The sequence below is a fragment of the Nitrospirillum amazonense genome (assembly GCF_029594735.1).
Taxonomy (GTDB): Bacteria; Pseudomonadota; Alphaproteobacteria; order Azospirillales; family Azospirillaceae; genus Nitrospirillum; species Nitrospirillum amazonense.
The window spans coordinates 258098-275602 of record NZ_JARPAF010000001.1 but is presented as its reverse complement, the minus strand read 5'-3'; the positions used below and the strand labels follow the sequence as shown (position 1 = coordinate 275602).

Genomic DNA, 17505 nt, shown 5'->3' with positions numbered 1-17505 from the left:
ACCGGACGCGAGCGTCACTGCGCTGATGCTGTCGCCATTCACCAGGCCGCTGCTGCTGTACCCCGTCAGGCTGGCGCTCGTGCCGTAGGTCTTGCTCGCACCGCTGGCCGTGATCGTCAGGCTGGCGGGGTTCACCGTCAGCGTGCCGGCGGCGTAGCTCACCGAGTAATTGCTGAGCCCCGTCCCCGTGGCGCCGCGCTGTAGCCCGTCAGGCTGGCGCTGGTGCCATAGGTCTTGCTCGCCCCGCTGGCCGTGATGGTCAACGCCGCCGGGTTCACCGTCAGCGTGCCATCGGCGTAGCTCACCGAGTAGTTGCTGAGGCCCGTGCCCGTGGCGCCGCTGGCGGTGATGGTGTAGCTGCCCACCGACGCCGCTGTACCGTAGGTCTTGCTCGCACCGCTGGCCGTGATCGTCAGCGCCGCCGGGGTCACCGTCAGCGTGCCATCAGCGTAGCTCACCGAGTAATTGCTGAGCCCCGTGCCCGTGGCGCCGCTGGCCGCGCCCGTGCCCGTGGCGCCGCTGGCCGTGATGGTGTAGCTGCCCACCGACGCCGCCGTGCCGCTGCCGGTACTGGCCAGGGTCACCGCGCTGATGCTGTCGCCGTTCACCAGGCCGCTGCTGCTGTACCCCGTCAGGCTGGCGCTGGTGCCGTAGGTCTTGGTCGCCCCGCTGGCCGTGATCGTCAGTGCGGCAGGGTTCACCGTCAGCGTGCCATCGGCGTAGCTCACCGAGTAATTGCTGAGCCCCGTGCCCGTGGCGCCGCTGGCCACAATGCTGTAGCTGCCCACCGACGCCGCCGTGCCGGAACCGCTGGATGCGAGCGTCACCGCGCTGATGCTGTCGCCGTTCACCAGCCCGCTGCTGCTGTAGCCCGTCAGGCTGGCGCTGGTGCCGTAGGTCTTGGTCGCCCCGCTGGCCGTGATCGTCAGCGCCGCCGGGGTCACCGTCAGCGTGCCGGAGGACGAGAACTGGTAGACACCGCCGGAATAGCTGGCGCCACCCAGGCCAAGCAGGCTGTAGGAACCAACGGCGGAGCGAGCCTCGCTCGTGGTCCAGACCATGCCGGAGGTGGATAGGCCACTGCCGACGCTGCGGCCCAGCTGATCATAGGCACTGGAGGTGGTCGCCGTGACGGTGGCGGCGCCATAGACGCCGCTACCCGAACCGGTGATCACGATGTAGGGCAGTGACTTCAGCAGCGGATAGGGTGAGCCGTTGAACCAATCCGTCGTGCTGAACACGGACTGCGCTATGGGCCCGCTGGTCAGCCAGGCGGTGGTGGCCAAGCCAGTGGCGTCCGCGGCCGTGCCCGTGCCGCCACCAATGCCGACCGTCATGCCCGACGTGGTCGTGTCCCAATAGCTGGTGGTCACGGCGTTCTGGTTGTCGCCCAAGAACGCCCCGACGGAAACCGCGGAGGGGCCCGCCGTGACACTGCCGGTGGAATAGCTGTTGGCGATCAGGCCCTGGTTGACGCCCGCCAACCCGCCGATGGCCGTGCCGCCGGCGGTGCCGCTGGCCACGGAGACGTTGACCATGGCGTAGCTGTTGCTGACGGTGCCCGCGACCTGCCCCACCAGGCCGCCGATGTTCAGCACACCGCTGCCGGCGGAGATGGTGCCGGTGGCGAAGCTGCCGGACAGGAAACCGGAATTGATGCCCACCAGGCCGCCCACCTGCTGCGCGGCGAAGCCGACCTGAAGGGTGACGGCGGCACCGCTGTTCACCACGGTGCCGCTCATGAATCCGAACAGGCCGCCCATGTAGGAAACCGCGCCGGAGGCGATGAGGGTGCCGCTGGCATAGACGTTGCTGACGGTCGCGACGCTTTCGCCCGCGACGATGCCGACGTCGTTGGGGGCGTCGACGTTGATGCGGGCACCCAGTACGCTCAAATTGCGAATGGTGCCGTTGTTGTAGCTGATCAGGCCGACGTTGTTGGAAACGGTGTTGTTGATGGTGAGGCCCACGATGCTGTGGCCAAAGCCATCGAACGTGCCGTTGAACAAGGTCGGGCTATTGTTCGAGCTGGCGGTATTGAGGCCCAGGGGCACGAAGCCGGCGGAACTCCACAGGCCACCGGCCTGCGTCAGCTCGCTCATCGTGATGTTGGCGCCCAGGACGTAGTTGGCCGTCATGGCCAGGTTGATCAGTTGCAACTCGTGGGCGTTGTTGATGACCGTGCCGTATTCCATGCGCAGCAGCGGGCGGGTGTAGCCGCTGACCATGTACCAGGTGTTGGTGAGGTCGAAGCTGCTATAGGTGGCTGAGGCATAGGCCGCCGTGCCGCTGACGTTGGTGGCGCTGAACGTCCCCGTCCCGCCGCCATAGCCCACGGCCTGGCCGCTGCTGGAACTATCCCAATAGGCGCCCGCGACAATGCCGTCGTTGCCACCGGCGAAGGCCCCAACGGCCCCGGCGCCCGTCCCCGCCGTCACGCTGCCGCTGGCATAGGCCACTGTGACCCGGCCGGTATTGTATCCCACCAGCCCACCCACGTCCGCCGCGTTGGCGCCGGCGGTGACGTCGGCCGTGGCATAGGCCACGCTGATGGTGCCGGTGTTCCCACCGACCAGCCCGCCCACGTACTGGGCGCCACTGCCGGCCGTGACGGTGCCGGTGGCGTAGGCACTGTAGATGGTGCCGGCGTTGCTGCCGGCTAGCAGCGCGACGTTGCCGCCGCCGCCCACCACCGTGCCGTTGTAGACACCCACGCTCTGCACGACGCCGCCGGTGCCGATGGCGCTGAACAGCGCCATGTTGCTGGCCGTGGCGTTGGTCATCACCAGGTTGTTGATGGCGTGGCCCTGGCCGTTCAACGTGCCGGTGAAGCTGCCTGGGCTGGCGTTGTTGCCGCTGGTGCTGAAGCCGATGGGCAGGAAGCCGGTGGCCGTCGCCCACAAGCCGGCCGTGCTGGTGGCCTCACTGACGTCAACATCGCGCCCCAGCGTGTAGGTCGCCGTCAGGTTGAGGTTCACCAGTTCCAGCTGGTGGGCGTTCACGATGGTGGTGTTGTACTCCGCCCTCAGGAAGGGGCGGGTGTAGCCGTCGACCATGTACCAGACGCTGGTGAAGTCGAAGGCCGCGTAGGTGGCACTGAGATAAACCGAGGAGCCGCTGATGCCTGTGACCGAGGCGCTGCCGGTATTGGCGCCATAGCCCACGGTCAGGCCGGTGGTGCCCGTGTCCCAATAGCCCGACACCGCGCCGTCGTTCTGCCCCACCAGTCCGCCTATCACGGTGGTGCCCTGGCCCGCGAGGACGCTGCCCGTGGCATAGGCCGCGGTGATGGTCCCGGTGTTGGCGCCCGCCAGGCCGCCCACGGCGGTGCCGGCGCTGCCGACCAGGATGCCGCCAATGGCGTAGACGCCGGTCACCTGGCCGGCGTTGGCGCCGACCAGGCCGCCGACATCCACCGCGCCGGCGCCGGCGATGATCGAGGCGGCCCCGTAGCCGCCGTTGACGACGCCCGCCGCGGTGACGGTTCCGGCAAGACCGCCTACATACTGCGCGGCACTGCCCACCGTGACCGTGCCGCCGCCATAACTGGCCGTGACCAGCCCCGCCTCATACCCGACCAGGCCACCGACGGCCTGCGCCCCGCTGCCCACCTGGATGATGCCGATACCGTCGCTGGCGCTGATGGTGCCGGCGTCATAACCGACCGCGCCGCCCACGGACTGGGCCCCATCACCGACGATGACCGCGCTGATGGCATGGCTGTTGGCGACCGTGGCGCTGTTGTAGCCGACGATGCCGCCCACGCTCTGGGCCGCCACGGCGGACACGGTGCCGCCCGTGTACGCCGCCGTGATGAGGCCGGCATTCACGCCGGCCACCCCGCCGAGGCGCTGGGCGCCCGACGCCGCCAGAATCGTGCCGTTGGTCTGGACGCCGCTGATGGTGCCGCTGTTCTGCCCGGCGACCAGGCCGACGCCGCTGACGGCGCCGACGCTGATCCTGGCGTTCGTCAGCGTCAGGTTGGTGACCGTGCCGCCGGCACCGATGTCGCTGAACAGGCCGATGTTGTCGCTGGCGGCACTGACAATGGTCATGCCACTGATGCTGTAGCCTCGGCCGTTCAGCGTGCCGGTAAAAGCGGTGGGGCTGGCGTTGCCGCCGGCGGACGTGATGCCGATGGGGGCGAAGCCGGTGGCCGTGTTCCACAAGCCCGAAGTCAGCGCCAACTCCGCCATCGTGATGTTGGCGCCCAGGACGTAGCTTCCGCCCGGGTTGGCGCCCATCAGTTCAAGCTGGTGGGCGTTGATGATGGTGGTCCGGGCTTCCGCCTTCAGGAAGGGCCGGGTATAGCCGTCCACCATGTACCAGGTGGAGGTGAAGTCGAAGCCGCTGTACGTGGCGGAGGCATAGGCGGCGGTGCCACTGACCCCCGTGGCGGAAAAAGAGCCGGCCGAACTGGTCCCATAGGCGTTCGTCTGGTTGGTGGAGACCGTGTCCCAGAAGCTGGTCATCACCGTGCCGGAGGTCATCCTGCCGACCAGACCGCCCACGCTGACGCCCGCTGCCGCGGACACCGACCCGCTGGCCCAACTCTGCGCGATCGTGGGGATGACGGTGCCGCTGACGGCGTTCTCGCCCACCAGGCCACCAACGCCGTTGGATAAGGTACCGGCCCTGACGGCCCCCGTCGCGTAGGCGCCCCTGATCAGGCTGCCATAGTTGCGACCGGCGAGGCCGCCGATATCAGTGCCCGCCGTGCCGGCGATGACCGTGCCGGTGGCATAGCTGCCCAGCACGGATGAGGAGGTGAGGTTGAATGCCTCCGACGCCCCCACCAAGCCGCCGACGTAGAAGGCGGTCCGGCCAACCGACACCGTGCCGGTGGCATAGCTGCCGCTGATGATGCCGTTCTGCTGGTGACCGAGCAGCCCGCCGATATACTGCGCCATGGTGCCGACACCCGTGGCCGCCCCGACCGACAGGTTGCCCGTGGCGTAGCTGTCGGCGATGAGCGCGGACGCCGAACCGGCCGTGGTTTGGGAGTTCACCCCGACCAAGCCACCGAAATACTGGTTGCCGGTGCCGGTGGCGGTGATCGTTCCGGTAGCATAACTACCGCTGACGGTGCCTGAGTTGGAACCGACCAGGCCACCGATGCGCGCCGCGGCACTCGACAGCAGTATATTGCCGGTGGCGTAGCTGCCCAGGATTGAGCCGAAGGTGTTGACGCCGACCAGGCCGCCGACATATTGCGCGCCGCTGCTGCCGGTGCTGACGCCGCCGGTGGCATAGGAATTGACCAGCGTCATGGTATTGGCGTCGCCCACCAACCCACCGATACGCTGGTTGAAGGAGGAGAGGCTGAAGCCGCCGGTGGCATAGCTGCCACTGATGTAGGACTGGGCCGAGACCTGCCCCGCCAAGCCGCCGACCGCCGTCACCGACAGGCCGTTCAGGAAGCTGACACCGGAATAACTGTTCAGGATGGTGCCGCCCGACATATAGCCGACCAGCCCCCCCACGCCCGTGGTCTTGGAGACAAAGACCGAGCCGGTGGCGTAGCTGTTGGTGACGGTGCCGGAAAACTTGCCGGCCAGCATGCCCCAGCCGGTGACCTGGGTCCCCGCCGAGGAGTTGATCATCGTGCCGTTCACCAGCCCCAGGTTGGCAACCGAGCCGGTGGGGCCGATGCTGGAGAACAGGCCGACGCCGTGGGAGGTGGTCGCCCTCAGGGTCAGATTGCTGATGGTGTAGCCCTGGCCGTCCAGCGAACCGGTGAAGACGGTGGGGGAGGCATTGCCCCCCACCGTCGTGAACCCGATGGGGGTGAAGCCGCTGGTGGACCAAAGACCGCCCTGCACCGTGGTGCCGCTCATGTCCAGGTTTTTACCCAGGACATAGGATGCCGTCGGGTCCACACCCATCAGCTGCAGCTGATGGGTGTTGGTGATGGTGGTGGCGTATTCGCTGCGCAGGAACGGGCGGGTGCGGCCGTCGACCTCATACCAGTCGTTGGTGAAATCAAAGCCGACATAGGTGGCGGTGGTCAGCGTGTTCGCGGCGATGGCCGTGGCGGACACCGTGCCGGTATTGCTGCCATAGGCGACGGACAGGCCGCTGGTCGCCGTGTCCCAGAAGCCGACCGTCACCAAGCCGGCATTGGAACCGACGAAGCCGCCGATGTTGGTGGTGCCGGCGCCGGCGGTGATGGACCCGGTGGCATAGGCGGCGCTGATGGTGCCGGCGTTATAGCCCGCCAGGCCACCCACGCTGTCGGACGCGGTGCCCACCGACATGGGGCCGATGGCATAGACGGCGCTGACGGTGTTGGCGGTGTCGCCATATCCCAGCAGCCCGCCGACATACTGCACCCCGCCGCCGGCGGAGATGGTCTCACTGGCATAGCTTTGGGTGATGACCGCGTCGCCATAACCGACCAGGCCGCCCACGCGGTTGCTGCCGTCACCCACGGTCAGGCTGCTGTCGGCGTAGCTGCCGGACACCGTGCCGCCGCCGACCCAGCCGGCAAGGCCGCCGACCGCCGTGGCGGCCGAGCCGGCCGTGACGGCGCCGGTGACAGAGCTATTGGCGATGAGACCCGCCGTTTGGGCGCCCACCAGCCCGCCCACGTTGGACACGCCGCTGCCAACGGAAACGGTCACGGCGGCGGAGGAAGCCGTGACGGTGCCGCTGTTGCCGCCGATCAGGCCGCCCACGGCGCTGGCGCCATCGCCGGCGGTAACGGTGCCGGAGGCGGCGACATTGCGCACCGTGCCCTGGTTCTGGCCGGCCAGAAGGCCAAGGTTGGCGCCCGTGCCGCCAAACAGCGTTCCACCGGACAGCGTCAGGTTCTGAACCAGGCCACCGCCGCCGATGACGCTGAGCAGGCCCAGGTTGCCAGCACCGCCCCCGGCGGCATTGACGGTCAGGCCGGTGATCGTATGTCCCAGCCCCTCCAGCGTGCCGGTGAAGGCGGTGGGCGACGCGTTGTTGCCCGTGGCGCTGTAGCCGATGGGCGTCCACGCGCCGGTCAGCGCCAGGTCGCTGGTCAGCGCGTAATTGCCGCTGCCGCTGATGGCGGCCAGGGCGGCCGCCGACGTGACCAGGGTGTAGGCCGTGCTGTTGACCGTCAGGCTGGTGGTCAGCGACACCGGGGCGGTGACCCGGAACACCCCGCCGCTGCCGCCGTCGTTGGTCAGAACCACCAGGCTGGTGCCCGACAGGGCGGCGTTGATGGATACGCCGTGATAGGCGTCCAGCGTCAGGCTGTTGGCCGAGGACCAGGTGATGCCGGCATTGACGGCGATGTCGCCCAGGCCGCTGGCCTTGGTGACCCCGCCGGCGGTGACGCCGGTGTACCCCACGCTGGTGTTGGTGGTCTGCAGCGTGACGCTGCCGCTGGCCAGCGCCGTCTGGATGGCGGCGGCATAAGCGGCGTTCACCGTTAGGTCGACGGGGTCCAGCAGCCAGGTGCCGCCCTTGCCCTTGGGAGACCCCACGTCCACCGTCACGCCATCGAAGGCCAGCGTGTGCCCCGAGGTTTCGACCGCGCCGCCGTCGCCCCACAACGCCCCGCCCCGTGCCAGCACCACGCCGTGCACGGCGGTGTCCTGGCTGTTGATGGTGACCGACCCGCCCTTGCCCGTCTCCGTGGCCGAAGCGTCGATGCGGCTGGCGGCATCCACGGTGACGGAGGCCGTCTCCGCCGTTCCCACCGCGACCGTGCCGCCGCCGGTGGCGCCCTTGGCGCTCAGCGTGGCGCCCTGCAGGGTGATCGGACCGTTGGCGTCCAGGACCAGCTTGCCGCCCTCGCGGGTGAGGGAGTCGGCCTCGATGACGCCCGTGGCCTTGATGACGCCGCCGGCCACGATGTTCAGCGCCTGGGCCGTGAGGTAGACGGTGCCGCCGGGCGCCCGGATGATGCCGCCCGCCTCGATCTGCGCCTCGACCGTGGCGGGATCCACCTTGAGGGGCGCGCCGCCGTCCGGCGTCAGCGTGACGGTCTCACCCGCCGCCAGGACCACGGACCCCAGTTGCGCCTGGATCAGGCCCAGGTTTCGGATCTGCGCCGCCAGCAGCACCACCGAGCCATTACGGGCGGTGATAGTGCCGCCATTGACCACCGAGCCGGTGGCCGATCCCCGGTTGAAAACCAGCCGGCCCTTCTGGAAATCCTCATCCGCGATGTCCATGGTCGAAGCGACCAGGCCGCCCACGTCCACCGTGGCGCCACCGCCAAAGACCACGCCGCCGGGATTGACCAGGATGACCGTGCCGGGCGCCTTGATCGCGCCCTCGATCAAGGAGGGATCGCCGCCGCGTACGCGGTTCAGCGTCATGGCCGAGCTGTTGGGCTGCTGGAAATTCACCGTGGCGCCGGCGCCCACGTTGAACTGCTGCCAACTGATGATGGCCTTGTCCGTCGATTGGGTGACGGTCATCACCGGACCGGTGGAACTGATGCCCGCCGTGCCGGCCTGGACCTGTCCGCCCGTGGGCAGCGTGCCGGGTGCAGGCGTGCCCGCCATGGCCGGCAGGGTCAGCGCCTGCATCACCGACAGCACGGCGGTGCATCCCAGCAGCCTGGCGCGCAGGGGAAGGCGGAACGGAAGCGCGGAGCGGCTGGACATTATTCCTCCTGGGCCCCCTAGACCGACAATACCACTTGCATCCAGGCCCGCAGTTCGCGCCGCCGGCCATCCAGATCCAGGTTTTGGGCGGTGCGCCCGGCGTCGGAACCGATGCGGTGGGCGACGGTGGCCTTCATCTGCACGTTGCCGGCCGGCGTCCACTGAACGCTGGCGCCAACCCCCTGCAGGAAGTAGTGGTTGTGCGGCGAGCCCACACCCTCCCAGCCGCCCCAGGTTTCCTTGTGCTGCTCCACCCAGCCGCCGTCCCAGAAGGCGGAAAAGCGGATACTGGTGGACACCTGCTGCCCCACCTCCAGGTTCAGCATGGCACCCTGGTCGCCGCCGCCCTGGTTCAGGGGATAGGCCCGCACGCCGGTGGGCCCACCCAGGGAAAACTGTTCGGAACTGTTGAGGTTCTTGGACGCGACCTGCGCCGCCAGGGTGGCCAGCATGTCCCCGCCCCGCCACAGGGCCTGGGCACGGCTGACCGACGCGCTGGCCTTGACATAGTGGCCCTGGGTGCGGGCGGTGGCCTGATCGATGGCCTGGTTGGCAGCGTTGTGCGAAAGGTCGACGTTGCCCGCCTTGACCTGCACATCGAAGGTGAAGGCGCCGCCACCCTGCCAATCATCGCGCATCAGCCGGTGGGCGGCCAAGGTCAACGCACCCAGCCTGTTGGACGCCGTAACCACGTCGGCCAACTTGTCGCTGGTCCATTTATGCTCCAGACCGAACGCCAGGTTCACCGGTGCCGCGGAGCTGCGCAGCGCCAGCCAGCGCAGGGTCAGGGCGGCCGTCTGCGCGTCGCCCGCGGGTGTGCTGGCGTTGATGTCTTCCGGCACGTCGTATTGCAACACGGCGCCGCTGGCCTCCAGCCACAGGCCTTCGTGCCAGATGGGCGCCCCGACCAGCATCTGGCCGTATTTCGACGACTGGCTGGCCTGGCCGGTGACGGCAACTTGGTCGCCGATGCCCGCCGCGTCCGTCATGGTGACGATGGCCAGGCCGCGCGTGCCGCCGATTTCACGCGGTGCGTTGTTGTCGATCAGAGCGGTGGCCGTCAGCAGCGGCGGCTCACGCATCTTGAGGTGGACGTCGGTCGTCCCCTCCTCCGCGCCGGCATCCAGCACGCCCAGCGCCTGCATGCCCGGGATCAGGCCCAGGTTGGACACGCCGGTGGCGACCGCGCTGGGCCGCAGCGGATCGCCTTGCGGGTTCTGGGCGAAGATGAAATCCGCCGCCTGGTCGGCATCCAGGCGGACGTCGCTGGAGGGGTCGACGAGCACCCGCCCCATGCGCGCTTCCAGCACCTGGATGGTGACGACCCCGCCTTCCAGGTCCTGGCGCGGCAGGACGGCACGGGCCAGCAGGTCGTGCTGCGCGTAATAGCGGCTAATGCGGGCCGCCGCCTCGCGCAGATCGCCCAAGGTGCAGTCGCGCCCGACATAGGACGTCAACTGATCCCGCAATTCAGCTTCGGGAATGAGGGTGGCGATGATGTGAAAGCCGGTGACGTGCACCGTCTCACCCGCCTTCAGGAATTCACCCTCGGCGGTGGGGGGCGCCAGATCGGGCAGAGCGGGGGCCTGCGGTGCTGCGCGCGGAATGTTGCGCTCAACATCGCGCAGGATCTGGCCGGCATCCTGAGCGTGAGACCGCTTGGCCATCGCCAAGGGAACCAGGGCCGTCGCGGCAAGCAACGTTCTCAGTATCCGCAACTTGGCACCAAAATCTGATGAATATTATCGCTTGAGACCATAGGCCAGGTATCTTAATTAAACGTTTACGAGAATGATATTTCGCGGAAAATGCTTGCAAAATCCACTATATGTGGGTCTCCGCCCGGCGCAAGCGCCGTCCTTACCTCTATCCCTAAGGTTAGGAACAAACACCGGAACCGAAGCGGCTCCGTGACAAATTAATTTCGCCCGGCCAAAGGCCGCAGCGAGACGAACACCAAGGGCCGTGCTTCCTATTGCCCGACCGATCAAACACCAATCAATTCCGCTGATTTCGTAAAGCCCATGCCTTCATGGCGCCGCCGCGACTCGCAGTTAGCGAATTCTCAAGCAGATTTGCAGCCTTTATAGGACACGGGACGAGCGCCCGGCACGCGCAAATGCCAGGGCGGCCGGGGCGGGCTGACGGTCGGCGTAAGTGCCGCAGGGGTCAGACCGTTCGGACAGCCATCAAGAGCAAGGCCACAAAGAGGCCGAGGGGCACCAGGTGGGAGAATTCGCGGTGACGGACGGTGGTGACGACCGCCGCCACGATGACGATCAGCCCCAAGATAAGACCGGCGCGCCGAAGGTCCGGCAGGGCGATCAGGGCGGCGATCACGATCTCGAGGGCACCGGTCACCCGGCACCACCATCCTGGATATCCCCAGCGGATGAAACTCATCCGTGTCGCGGCCGTGCCGATGATGTTGAACAGCCCCGCGCCGAGGAAGGCCGCGACCAGAACCCATGTTGCCAAATCTCCATTGGAAGCGTGGGCAGCATCTCAGGCCACTCCCGCAAGCAGCGTAACCGACGCCAGGATCATCAGCGCCGCGGTCAGGCCATGGACGCCGAAGGCCCTTCTGGTCGAACCCTTGGCCGCGAGAATGAGCGCCATGTCGCCCAGCGGGATCATCGCCTCAACCAACAGGGCGAGGCCGACCATCCACGGGCCGCCCCACACCATCAGGGCCAGGACGACCGCCCCGGAAGCGATGTCGCGCACGCCCTTGAGACGAAGCCACCAGGCGATGTTCACCCCGTCCCCGGGAAGCGGCAAACCGAAGCTTCGGGTCGCCGTCCGGGGAACCCAAAGATACATGACGCCGATCGCGATGATCCCGAAGGCCGCCAACAGCGCCACGGCGATAGAGAGTTCGAACATGTCCACCTCCTATGTTTCATCGGTATATAAACTAGCATTGCTAGATTTTCAAGCTTCATTATATATGGCTACCGTACACGGCGCCGGAGGCGGAATTGGGTATCGCGGAGAGAAAAGGCAGGGAGCGGGCGGAGCGCGAGCAGCGCATCACGGCGGCGGCACGCCTGATCGCAGAAAGCGAAGGCTGGAGCGCGGTCACAATCCGGCGCCTGGCGGAGGAGATCGAGTACAGCCAGCCGGTCCTCTACTCTCACTTTGAAAACAGGGACGCCATCGTGGCGGCCATCGCCGTCCAAGGGTTCGGCGAGCTCGCGGCAGCCCTGCGGGAGGCGGTACTGGGGTCAACCAATCACTGGAAGGCGCTTGAGAGCGTCGCCATGGCGTACCTTGCCTTCGCCCGCGAGCACCCGGCCCTTTACGAGGCAATGTTCACCCTGCCGACCGGGCTGCGCTTCGCAGAGGCCGACACCAAGCCGGAGTTGAAGGACGCCTTCATGGCGCTGGCGGCCGCAGTCGGGCCGGCAAGGGCCGATGTCGAGGTCGCGACCGAGACGTTCTGGGCGGCGCTCCACGGGCTGGCGGATCTGGAGCGTTCCGGCCGGATCAGACAGGGCGCCCGAGAAGCGCGCGTCAGGCTTGTCATCAGCTGCCTGGTTGAGCCGTGAGAACCCGCCAATTGGCGCCGCCATCCCCCCGCCCTGCCCTTCTGCGGCGTTGGACCGCCACGACCGGGCCGGGAGCTGGATTAAGGGCGCCGGCACCTTCCTGATATATAATTTTCATTTAGTGATAAATGAATGAACTTGACCAGCTGGCGCCCGCGCTGTAGGTGGTTCTCATTCCCAACCCCATTCGAGCGCACCAAAGATGAGAAGGGGTCGAGGAAGGGCTTCCCGAGAGGCGTTGTCGCTATGTCAAAAGATGGTATCGCACTGAGTTCCATTCTGGCCCACCACGCGCGCCAGTCGCCCGGCAGAGCCGCGCTGGTCCTGGAAGGCGTTACCGTTCCTTATGACGAACTGGACGCACGCTCGAACGCGCGCGCCCGCCTGCTGGCGGCGCAAGGCGTCAACCCAGGCGATTTTGTCACGGTGGCGCTGCCCAATGGGCTCGACTTCTATGAGACCACCTTCGCCATCTGGAAACTGGGCGCCATCCCCAATATCGTGTCGGCCAAGCTTCCGCGGCTGGAAATGGACGCGATCCTTGACATCGTCCGCCCCCGGCTGGTCGTCGGCCATTTGTCCCAGGCCGGGATCCCGGTGCTGGCTCCCGGCCTGGGTGCGACCCTGGACCGATATTCGGCTGATCCACTGCCGGAAGTGGTTTCACCCCATTGGAAGGCGATGACCAGCGGCGGGTCCACCGGACGGCCTAAGGTGATCGTCGATGCCATGCCGGCGCGCTGGAACCCGGAAGAGGGCTTCCTGTGCCAGCTTCCCGGCGATATCGTCCTGAATCCCGGGCCACTCTATCACAACGCCCCCTTCCACTGTATTTTCACCGGCTTGTTCGTCGGCGGCACCATTGTCGAGATGGGCCGGTTCGATGCGCTGCGCGCGCTGGAGCTCATTGAGGCCCACGGCGTGACCTGGGTGACCATGGTACCCACCATGATGCACCGCATCTGGCGCCTGGGCCCGGAAACCCTGCCGCGTTTCACCCTGCCCAGCCTGCGTATGATGCTGCACATGGCCGCCCCCTGCGCCGCCTGGCTGAAGGAAGCGTGGATCGGCTGGCTGGGCGGCGAGCGGGTGTGGGAGTACTACGGCACGACCGAGGGCATCGGATCGACCATGATCTCCGGCACGGACTGGCTGGCGCATCCTGGCTCCGTCGGCCAGGTGCGCGAGGGGTATGAGCTGGCCATCCTGGATGCCGACGGGCACCGCCGCCGTCCTGGCGAGGTGGGCGAAATCTATTTCCGGCCACAAGGCGGCCCAGGGTCGACCTATCATTATCTGGGCAGCCCGTCCCGGCGCATCGGGGACTGGGAGTCAACCGGCGACCTCGGGTCCGTGGACCAGGATGGCTATCTTTACCTATCCGACCGCCGCAACGACCTGATCATCTCCGGCGGCGCCAACATCTATCCGGCGGAGGTCGAGGCGGCATTGGACGCGCATCCGGCGGTGCGGACCAGCGCCGTGGTCGGGCTGCCCGACGAGGATTGGGGCGCCCGTGTCCACGCCATCGTCCAGCCCGTCGAGGGTGCGGATCTCAACGACGCGGACCTCCTGGATTTCGTGGCCGAACGGCTGGCGCGCTTCAAGCTGCCCAAGAGCATCGAGTTCACCAGCGAACCCTTGCGGGATGAGGCGGGAAAGGTGCGCCGAGCCGCCCTTCGCGACGCGCGGCTGGGTGGAACGCCTCCCCGTCCCGACTAGCCTACTTCGCGCGCTTGTACAGGGCCTCGAAGCCGCCCGCCATGAAGGTCACGAAGCGCTGGCGAGCGGCCTCGAAATCCTCGGATGTGCACAAGTTGTCCGACAAGCGGTCGATGCGGCCGGTGCGTGACAGGATCAGCGTGTAGGCGCCGGAGGTGAACTGGAAACTCCAGAACAGATCTTCCGGCGTGGCGTCGGGCAAAGCCTTCTGCAGAAGGCTGATAAGCCGCAGTGCCAGGGGATCGAAATAGGTGTCCATCAATTCCGCGCCATAGCCCGGCGCATTGTTCACCTGCGCGAAGATCCGTCCGAAGTGGCGCCAGCCATCACCCCCGCTGATGTAGATGTCGAACGCCCCTTCATAATAGGCACGCAGTATCCCTTCGACCGTGGGGTGGTCCCCGGCCGCCGCCTCGTAGGCATCCAGCGCCGCGGTGCGGGTGGTGACCGCATATTGCACGCGGCGCTCAAAGACCGCGTCGAACAGCGCCTTCTTGCCGTCGAAGTAATAGTGGATCAGCGCCGGATGGATGCCCATCCTGTCGGCAACATCCTTGATTGTCACCCCGAAGTACCCGAGCTGGGCGAACAGGTCCTCGCTGGTGTCGAGGATCAACTTCATGGTCGCGGCCCGCTGTTCGGCGCGCGTGCGGCGCCTCTCGGGCTTCGGCTCTGCTGCCATAATCTCCGGCCTTCCTGATCGGACGCGTCGGGAAAAGACGTCATCCACCCCTTCATTCAGCAGGGACGATGGGGCGCCCGCCCCGTTCGGTCAAGCGATGACATAGCCCGCGAAACTTTTTCATTTATCACTAAATGAATGAACTTGACGGCCTCCCGGCCATCGGATATCGCTTTGAGAAAGCTATAAATAAACAGGGGAGGGAACGCATGCTTGGGACCTGGAAAGCCGCCCGGCGCATCGCGCTGTCCGGCACATCGCTCGTTGCCGTGGCGTTTTTCGCGGCCGGCCCCGCGTGGGCCCAGACGTCGGCCGCGCCGGCGGACACGCCCGCCGCGACATCGGGCGGCGAACTGGAAGAGATCATCGTCACGGGATCGAGAATCCGCGGTGTCCCACCGGTCGGCTCCAACCTCATCAGCGTCTCGAATGAGGACATCAAGACCATCGGCGCCACGACGACGGCGGACCTGCTGGCCACCGTGCCGCAGCTGAACAGCTTCAACACCGCACCCCGGGCCAGCAGTGCCGGCTTCGGCCCCTTCGCGCCGGGCCTGCGCGGCCTGCCGTCCAGCGCCACGCTGACGCTGATGAACGGCCACCGCCTGGCCAGCGCCGCGGCCAACGACACGGGCCCCGACTACCCCAACATCCCCAGCCTGGCGCTGGAACGGGTGGAGGTCGTGCCCGATGGCGCCTCATCGGTCTACGGCTCGGACGCCATCGCCGGCGTGGTCAACTTCATCACCCGCCAGCACTATTCCGGCGCAGAGGCCGATATCCGCTACGGCATGTCCGACGGCTATCACTCGGTGTCGGCCAGCGGCGTGATTGGCCGGACTTGGGCCACAGGGTCCTTCCTGGCGGCTTACGAGTTCATGCGGAATACCAATATCACCGGCAGTGAGCGGGACTATCGCGTCCAGGACTTCCGGCCTTCCGGCGGTGTCGATACCCGGTCGTACAATTGCCCCGCCGCCAACGTGGTGATCCCGCAGACCGGCGCGCTAACCTACGCGGCGCCCAACTTCGCGCCCGGCAAGATCAATTACTGCGACACCAACGCCGCGGTCGATCTGCTTCCCCGGTCACGCCTGCACAGCGGCTTCCTGACCGGCCGGCAGGAATTGGGCGAGCGTGTCACCGTGTGGGCCGATCTGCTGTATTCGGACCGCATGGACATCATCCAGGCGGCCCCGCCGGTGGAGACGCTGACCATCACCAGCGCCAACCCCTACTTCGTGGCGCCGCCCGGCACCGGGGCGACGGTGGAAACCGTGCTGTTCCGCACCGACAACCTGTTCGGCGCCGACCATGTCAACAACACCGACAATACCCGGGTGGGCAATTCTTCGGTGGGCGTCGACGTGCAACTGCCCGCCGATTTGAACCTGAGCGTCTACGGCACCTTCGACTGGGCGACCAACGACGCCTTCATCCCCGGCGTCAATCCCGGGGCCCTGGCCGTGGCGGCGGCGGGAACGACGACGGCCACGGCCCTGGACCCTTTCGGCCAGCGCACCGCCCCCGGCGTCGCCGCCGCCATTACCACCTACCCCACCACCGTCACCGTCACCCAGCACACCAACCTGGGCGCCCTGAAGCTGGATGGGCCACTGTTCGATCTGCCGGGCGGCCCGCTGAAGTTTGCGGCCGGCGGCGAATTCCGCAACGAGACCTTCACCCAGCGGGGCTACGTCGGCGCCGCACCAGTGCCCGAGGATCTCGATCGGGACATTTATTCCGCCTTCGGCGAAATCTTCGCGCCCATCGTGGGCGCCGGCAATGAGGCGCCGCTGCTGCATCGCCTGTCGCTGTCGGTATCCGGCCGCTACGACCACTACAGCGACTTCGGATCCACCAGCAATCCCAAGGTCGGGATCAACTGGGACCCGGTGGAAGACCTGACCATCCGGGGCTCCTACGGCAAATCTTTCCGGGCGCCGGGCATGCGTCAGGTGGGGGCCACCGTGGGCGCCTACTACCTCGACGCCGCCAGCGCCGCCGTCCTGGCCCGCGACCCGTCGCGGGGGGCGGCACAGGTCAATACCGTCTACCTGGCGGGCGGTAACCGCGACCTGCAGCCCGAGACAGCCCGCACTTATTCCATGGGCGTCGACTGGCAACCGCACTTCCTGCCGGACTTCCGCGCCAGCGCCACCTTCTATGACATCAAGTTCGACGGCGCGATCGGCGTCCCGCCGGCGTCGCTGGTCTTCACCGACCCGACATTCGCGTCCGTTGTCTACCGCAACCCCACCCCGGCGCAGCTGGCCAAGCTGCTGGGGGCGGCCACACCGGTCAACCTGCCCAATCCCCTGCCCCAGATCGGCAACCTGCTGGACGAGCGCCTGGGCAATTTCGGCAGTCGCGCCACCAACGGCCTGGACTTCGATTTCGGCTATCACCGGGACGTGGGCTTCGGCACCGTCTTCGCGGGCCTGGCCGGCAACTACATCCTGAAGTTCGACACGCAGCTGTCGCCCACCGCCCCAGTGTCGGATAGCCTGCGGCTGGGCCTGCCGCAATGGACCTTCCGGGCCTCGCTGGGCGCCACCGTCGGGGCGGTCAGCATGGTCACCTTCGTCAATTACCAGGACGGCGTGACCAACAGCTTTGCCACCCCCACCGGCACCGGCGTGTACAGCGCCGACCCGTACACGACGGTCGATCTGCGCGTCACCTGGGCCCTGCCGGACAGCGGCATGACCTCGAAGACCGAGCTGGCTTTGCAGATCAACGACCTCTTGGACAAGCGGCCGCCCTACTTCCCCGCGACGGACGGCATCGGCAGCAACTACAATCCTATCGGCCGCTTCGTCGCCCTCAATATCAGAAAAAGCTTCTAGGCAGTTGGGTCACTCTCCCGACGCCGCCGTGGGCCAGCACCCGAGGGCGGCGTCGCAGGGCGGCATGGGACATCGGCACCGGCCACAGGCACCAGCCATAGGTATAAAGC

General features: G+C 67.1%; 9 protein-coding genes. 3 read left to right on the top strand and 6 right to left on the bottom strand.

Going from position 1 to position 17505, the window contains the following annotated elements:
* The 5 genes from P5F91_RS29845 to P5F91_RS00970 all read right to left on the bottom strand — a co-directional run.
* The coding region (locus tag P5F91_RS29845; protein ID WP_422394448.1) for an MBG domain-containing protein at positions 1–135 on the bottom strand (135 nt) is incomplete at its 3' end.
* 23 nt (positions 136–158) lie between these two features.
* Positions 159–8591: a two-partner secretion domain-containing protein gene (locus tag P5F91_RS00985; protein ID WP_277906179.1), complete on the bottom strand. Its 8433-nt coding sequence runs from the start codon at positions 8589–8591 to the stop codon at positions 159–161.
* Positions 8592–8608: 17 nt separating this feature from the next.
* Positions 8609–10291 carry a ShlB/FhaC/HecB family hemolysin secretion/activation protein gene (locus P5F91_RS00980; protein ID WP_277906178.1) on the bottom strand — a complete coding sequence of 561 codons (1683 nt, stop codon included), beginning with the start codon at positions 10289–10291 and terminating at the stop codon, positions 8609–8611.
* Between the two features lie 469 nt (positions 10292–10760).
* Positions 10761–11069, bottom strand: a complete 309-nt coding sequence (locus tag P5F91_RS00975; protein ID WP_145612752.1) for a DoxX family protein — start codon at positions 11067–11069, stop codon at positions 10761–10763.
* 27 nt (positions 11070–11096) lie between these two features.
* Positions 11097–11477, bottom strand: a complete 381-nt coding sequence (locus tag P5F91_RS00970; RefSeq protein ID WP_277906177.1) for a DUF4267 domain-containing protein — start codon at positions 11475–11477, stop codon at positions 11097–11099.
* A gap of 95 nt (positions 11478–11572) precedes the next feature.
* Between P5F91_RS00970 and P5F91_RS00965 the strand changes: the two genes are divergently transcribed.
* Together P5F91_RS00965 and P5F91_RS00960 are read left to right on the top strand one after the other, a co-directional pair.
* Positions 11573–12142, top strand: coding sequence for a TetR/AcrR family transcriptional regulator (locus P5F91_RS00965; RefSeq protein ID WP_277906176.1), 570 nt, complete (start codon positions 11573–11575; stop codon positions 12140–12142).
* Between the two features lie 246 nt (positions 12143–12388).
* On the top strand, positions 12389–13864 hold the full coding sequence (locus P5F91_RS00960; protein WP_277906175.1) for an AMP-binding protein: 1476 nt from the start codon (positions 12389–12391) through the stop codon (positions 13862–13864).
* A 1-nt stretch (position 13865) separates the two neighbouring features.
* On the opposite strand, the gene P5F91_RS00955 is transcribed toward P5F91_RS00960, so the two are convergent.
* Positions 13866–14546: a TetR/AcrR family transcriptional regulator gene (locus P5F91_RS00955; RefSeq protein WP_145612756.1), complete on the bottom strand. Its 681-nt coding sequence runs from the start codon at positions 14544–14546 to the stop codon at positions 13866–13868.
* 209 nt (positions 14547–14755) lie between these two features.
* Here P5F91_RS00955 and P5F91_RS00950 point away from each other — a divergent pair, with 209 nt between their 5' ends.
* Positions 14756–17395, top strand: coding sequence for a TonB-dependent receptor plug domain-containing protein (locus P5F91_RS00950; RefSeq protein WP_277906174.1), 2640 nt, complete (start codon positions 14756–14758; stop codon positions 17393–17395).
* Positions 17396–17505 lie beyond the last annotated feature (110 nt).

Bases quoted from the DNA above. Each gene is read 5' to 3' on its own strand.
- P5F91_RS00950 (WP_277906174.1), top strand. From the start codon at position 14,756: ATGCTTGGGACCTGGAAAGCCGCCCGGCGCATCGCGCTGTCCGGCACA.
- P5F91_RS00955 (WP_145612756.1), bottom strand. From the start codon at position 14,546: ATGGCAGCAGAGCCGAAGCCCGAGAGGCGCCGCACGCGCGCCGAACAG.
- P5F91_RS00970 (WP_277906177.1), bottom strand. From the start codon at position 11,477: ATGTTCGAACTCTCTATCGCCGTGGCGCTGTTGGCGGCCTTCGGGATC.
- P5F91_RS00985 (WP_277906179.1), bottom strand. From the start codon at position 8,591: ATGTCCAGCCGCTCCGCGCTTCCGTTCCGCCTTCCCCTGCGCGCCAGG.
- P5F91_RS00960 (WP_277906175.1), top strand. From the start codon at position 12,389: ATGTCAAAAGATGGTATCGCACTGAGTTCCATTCTGGCCCACCACGCG.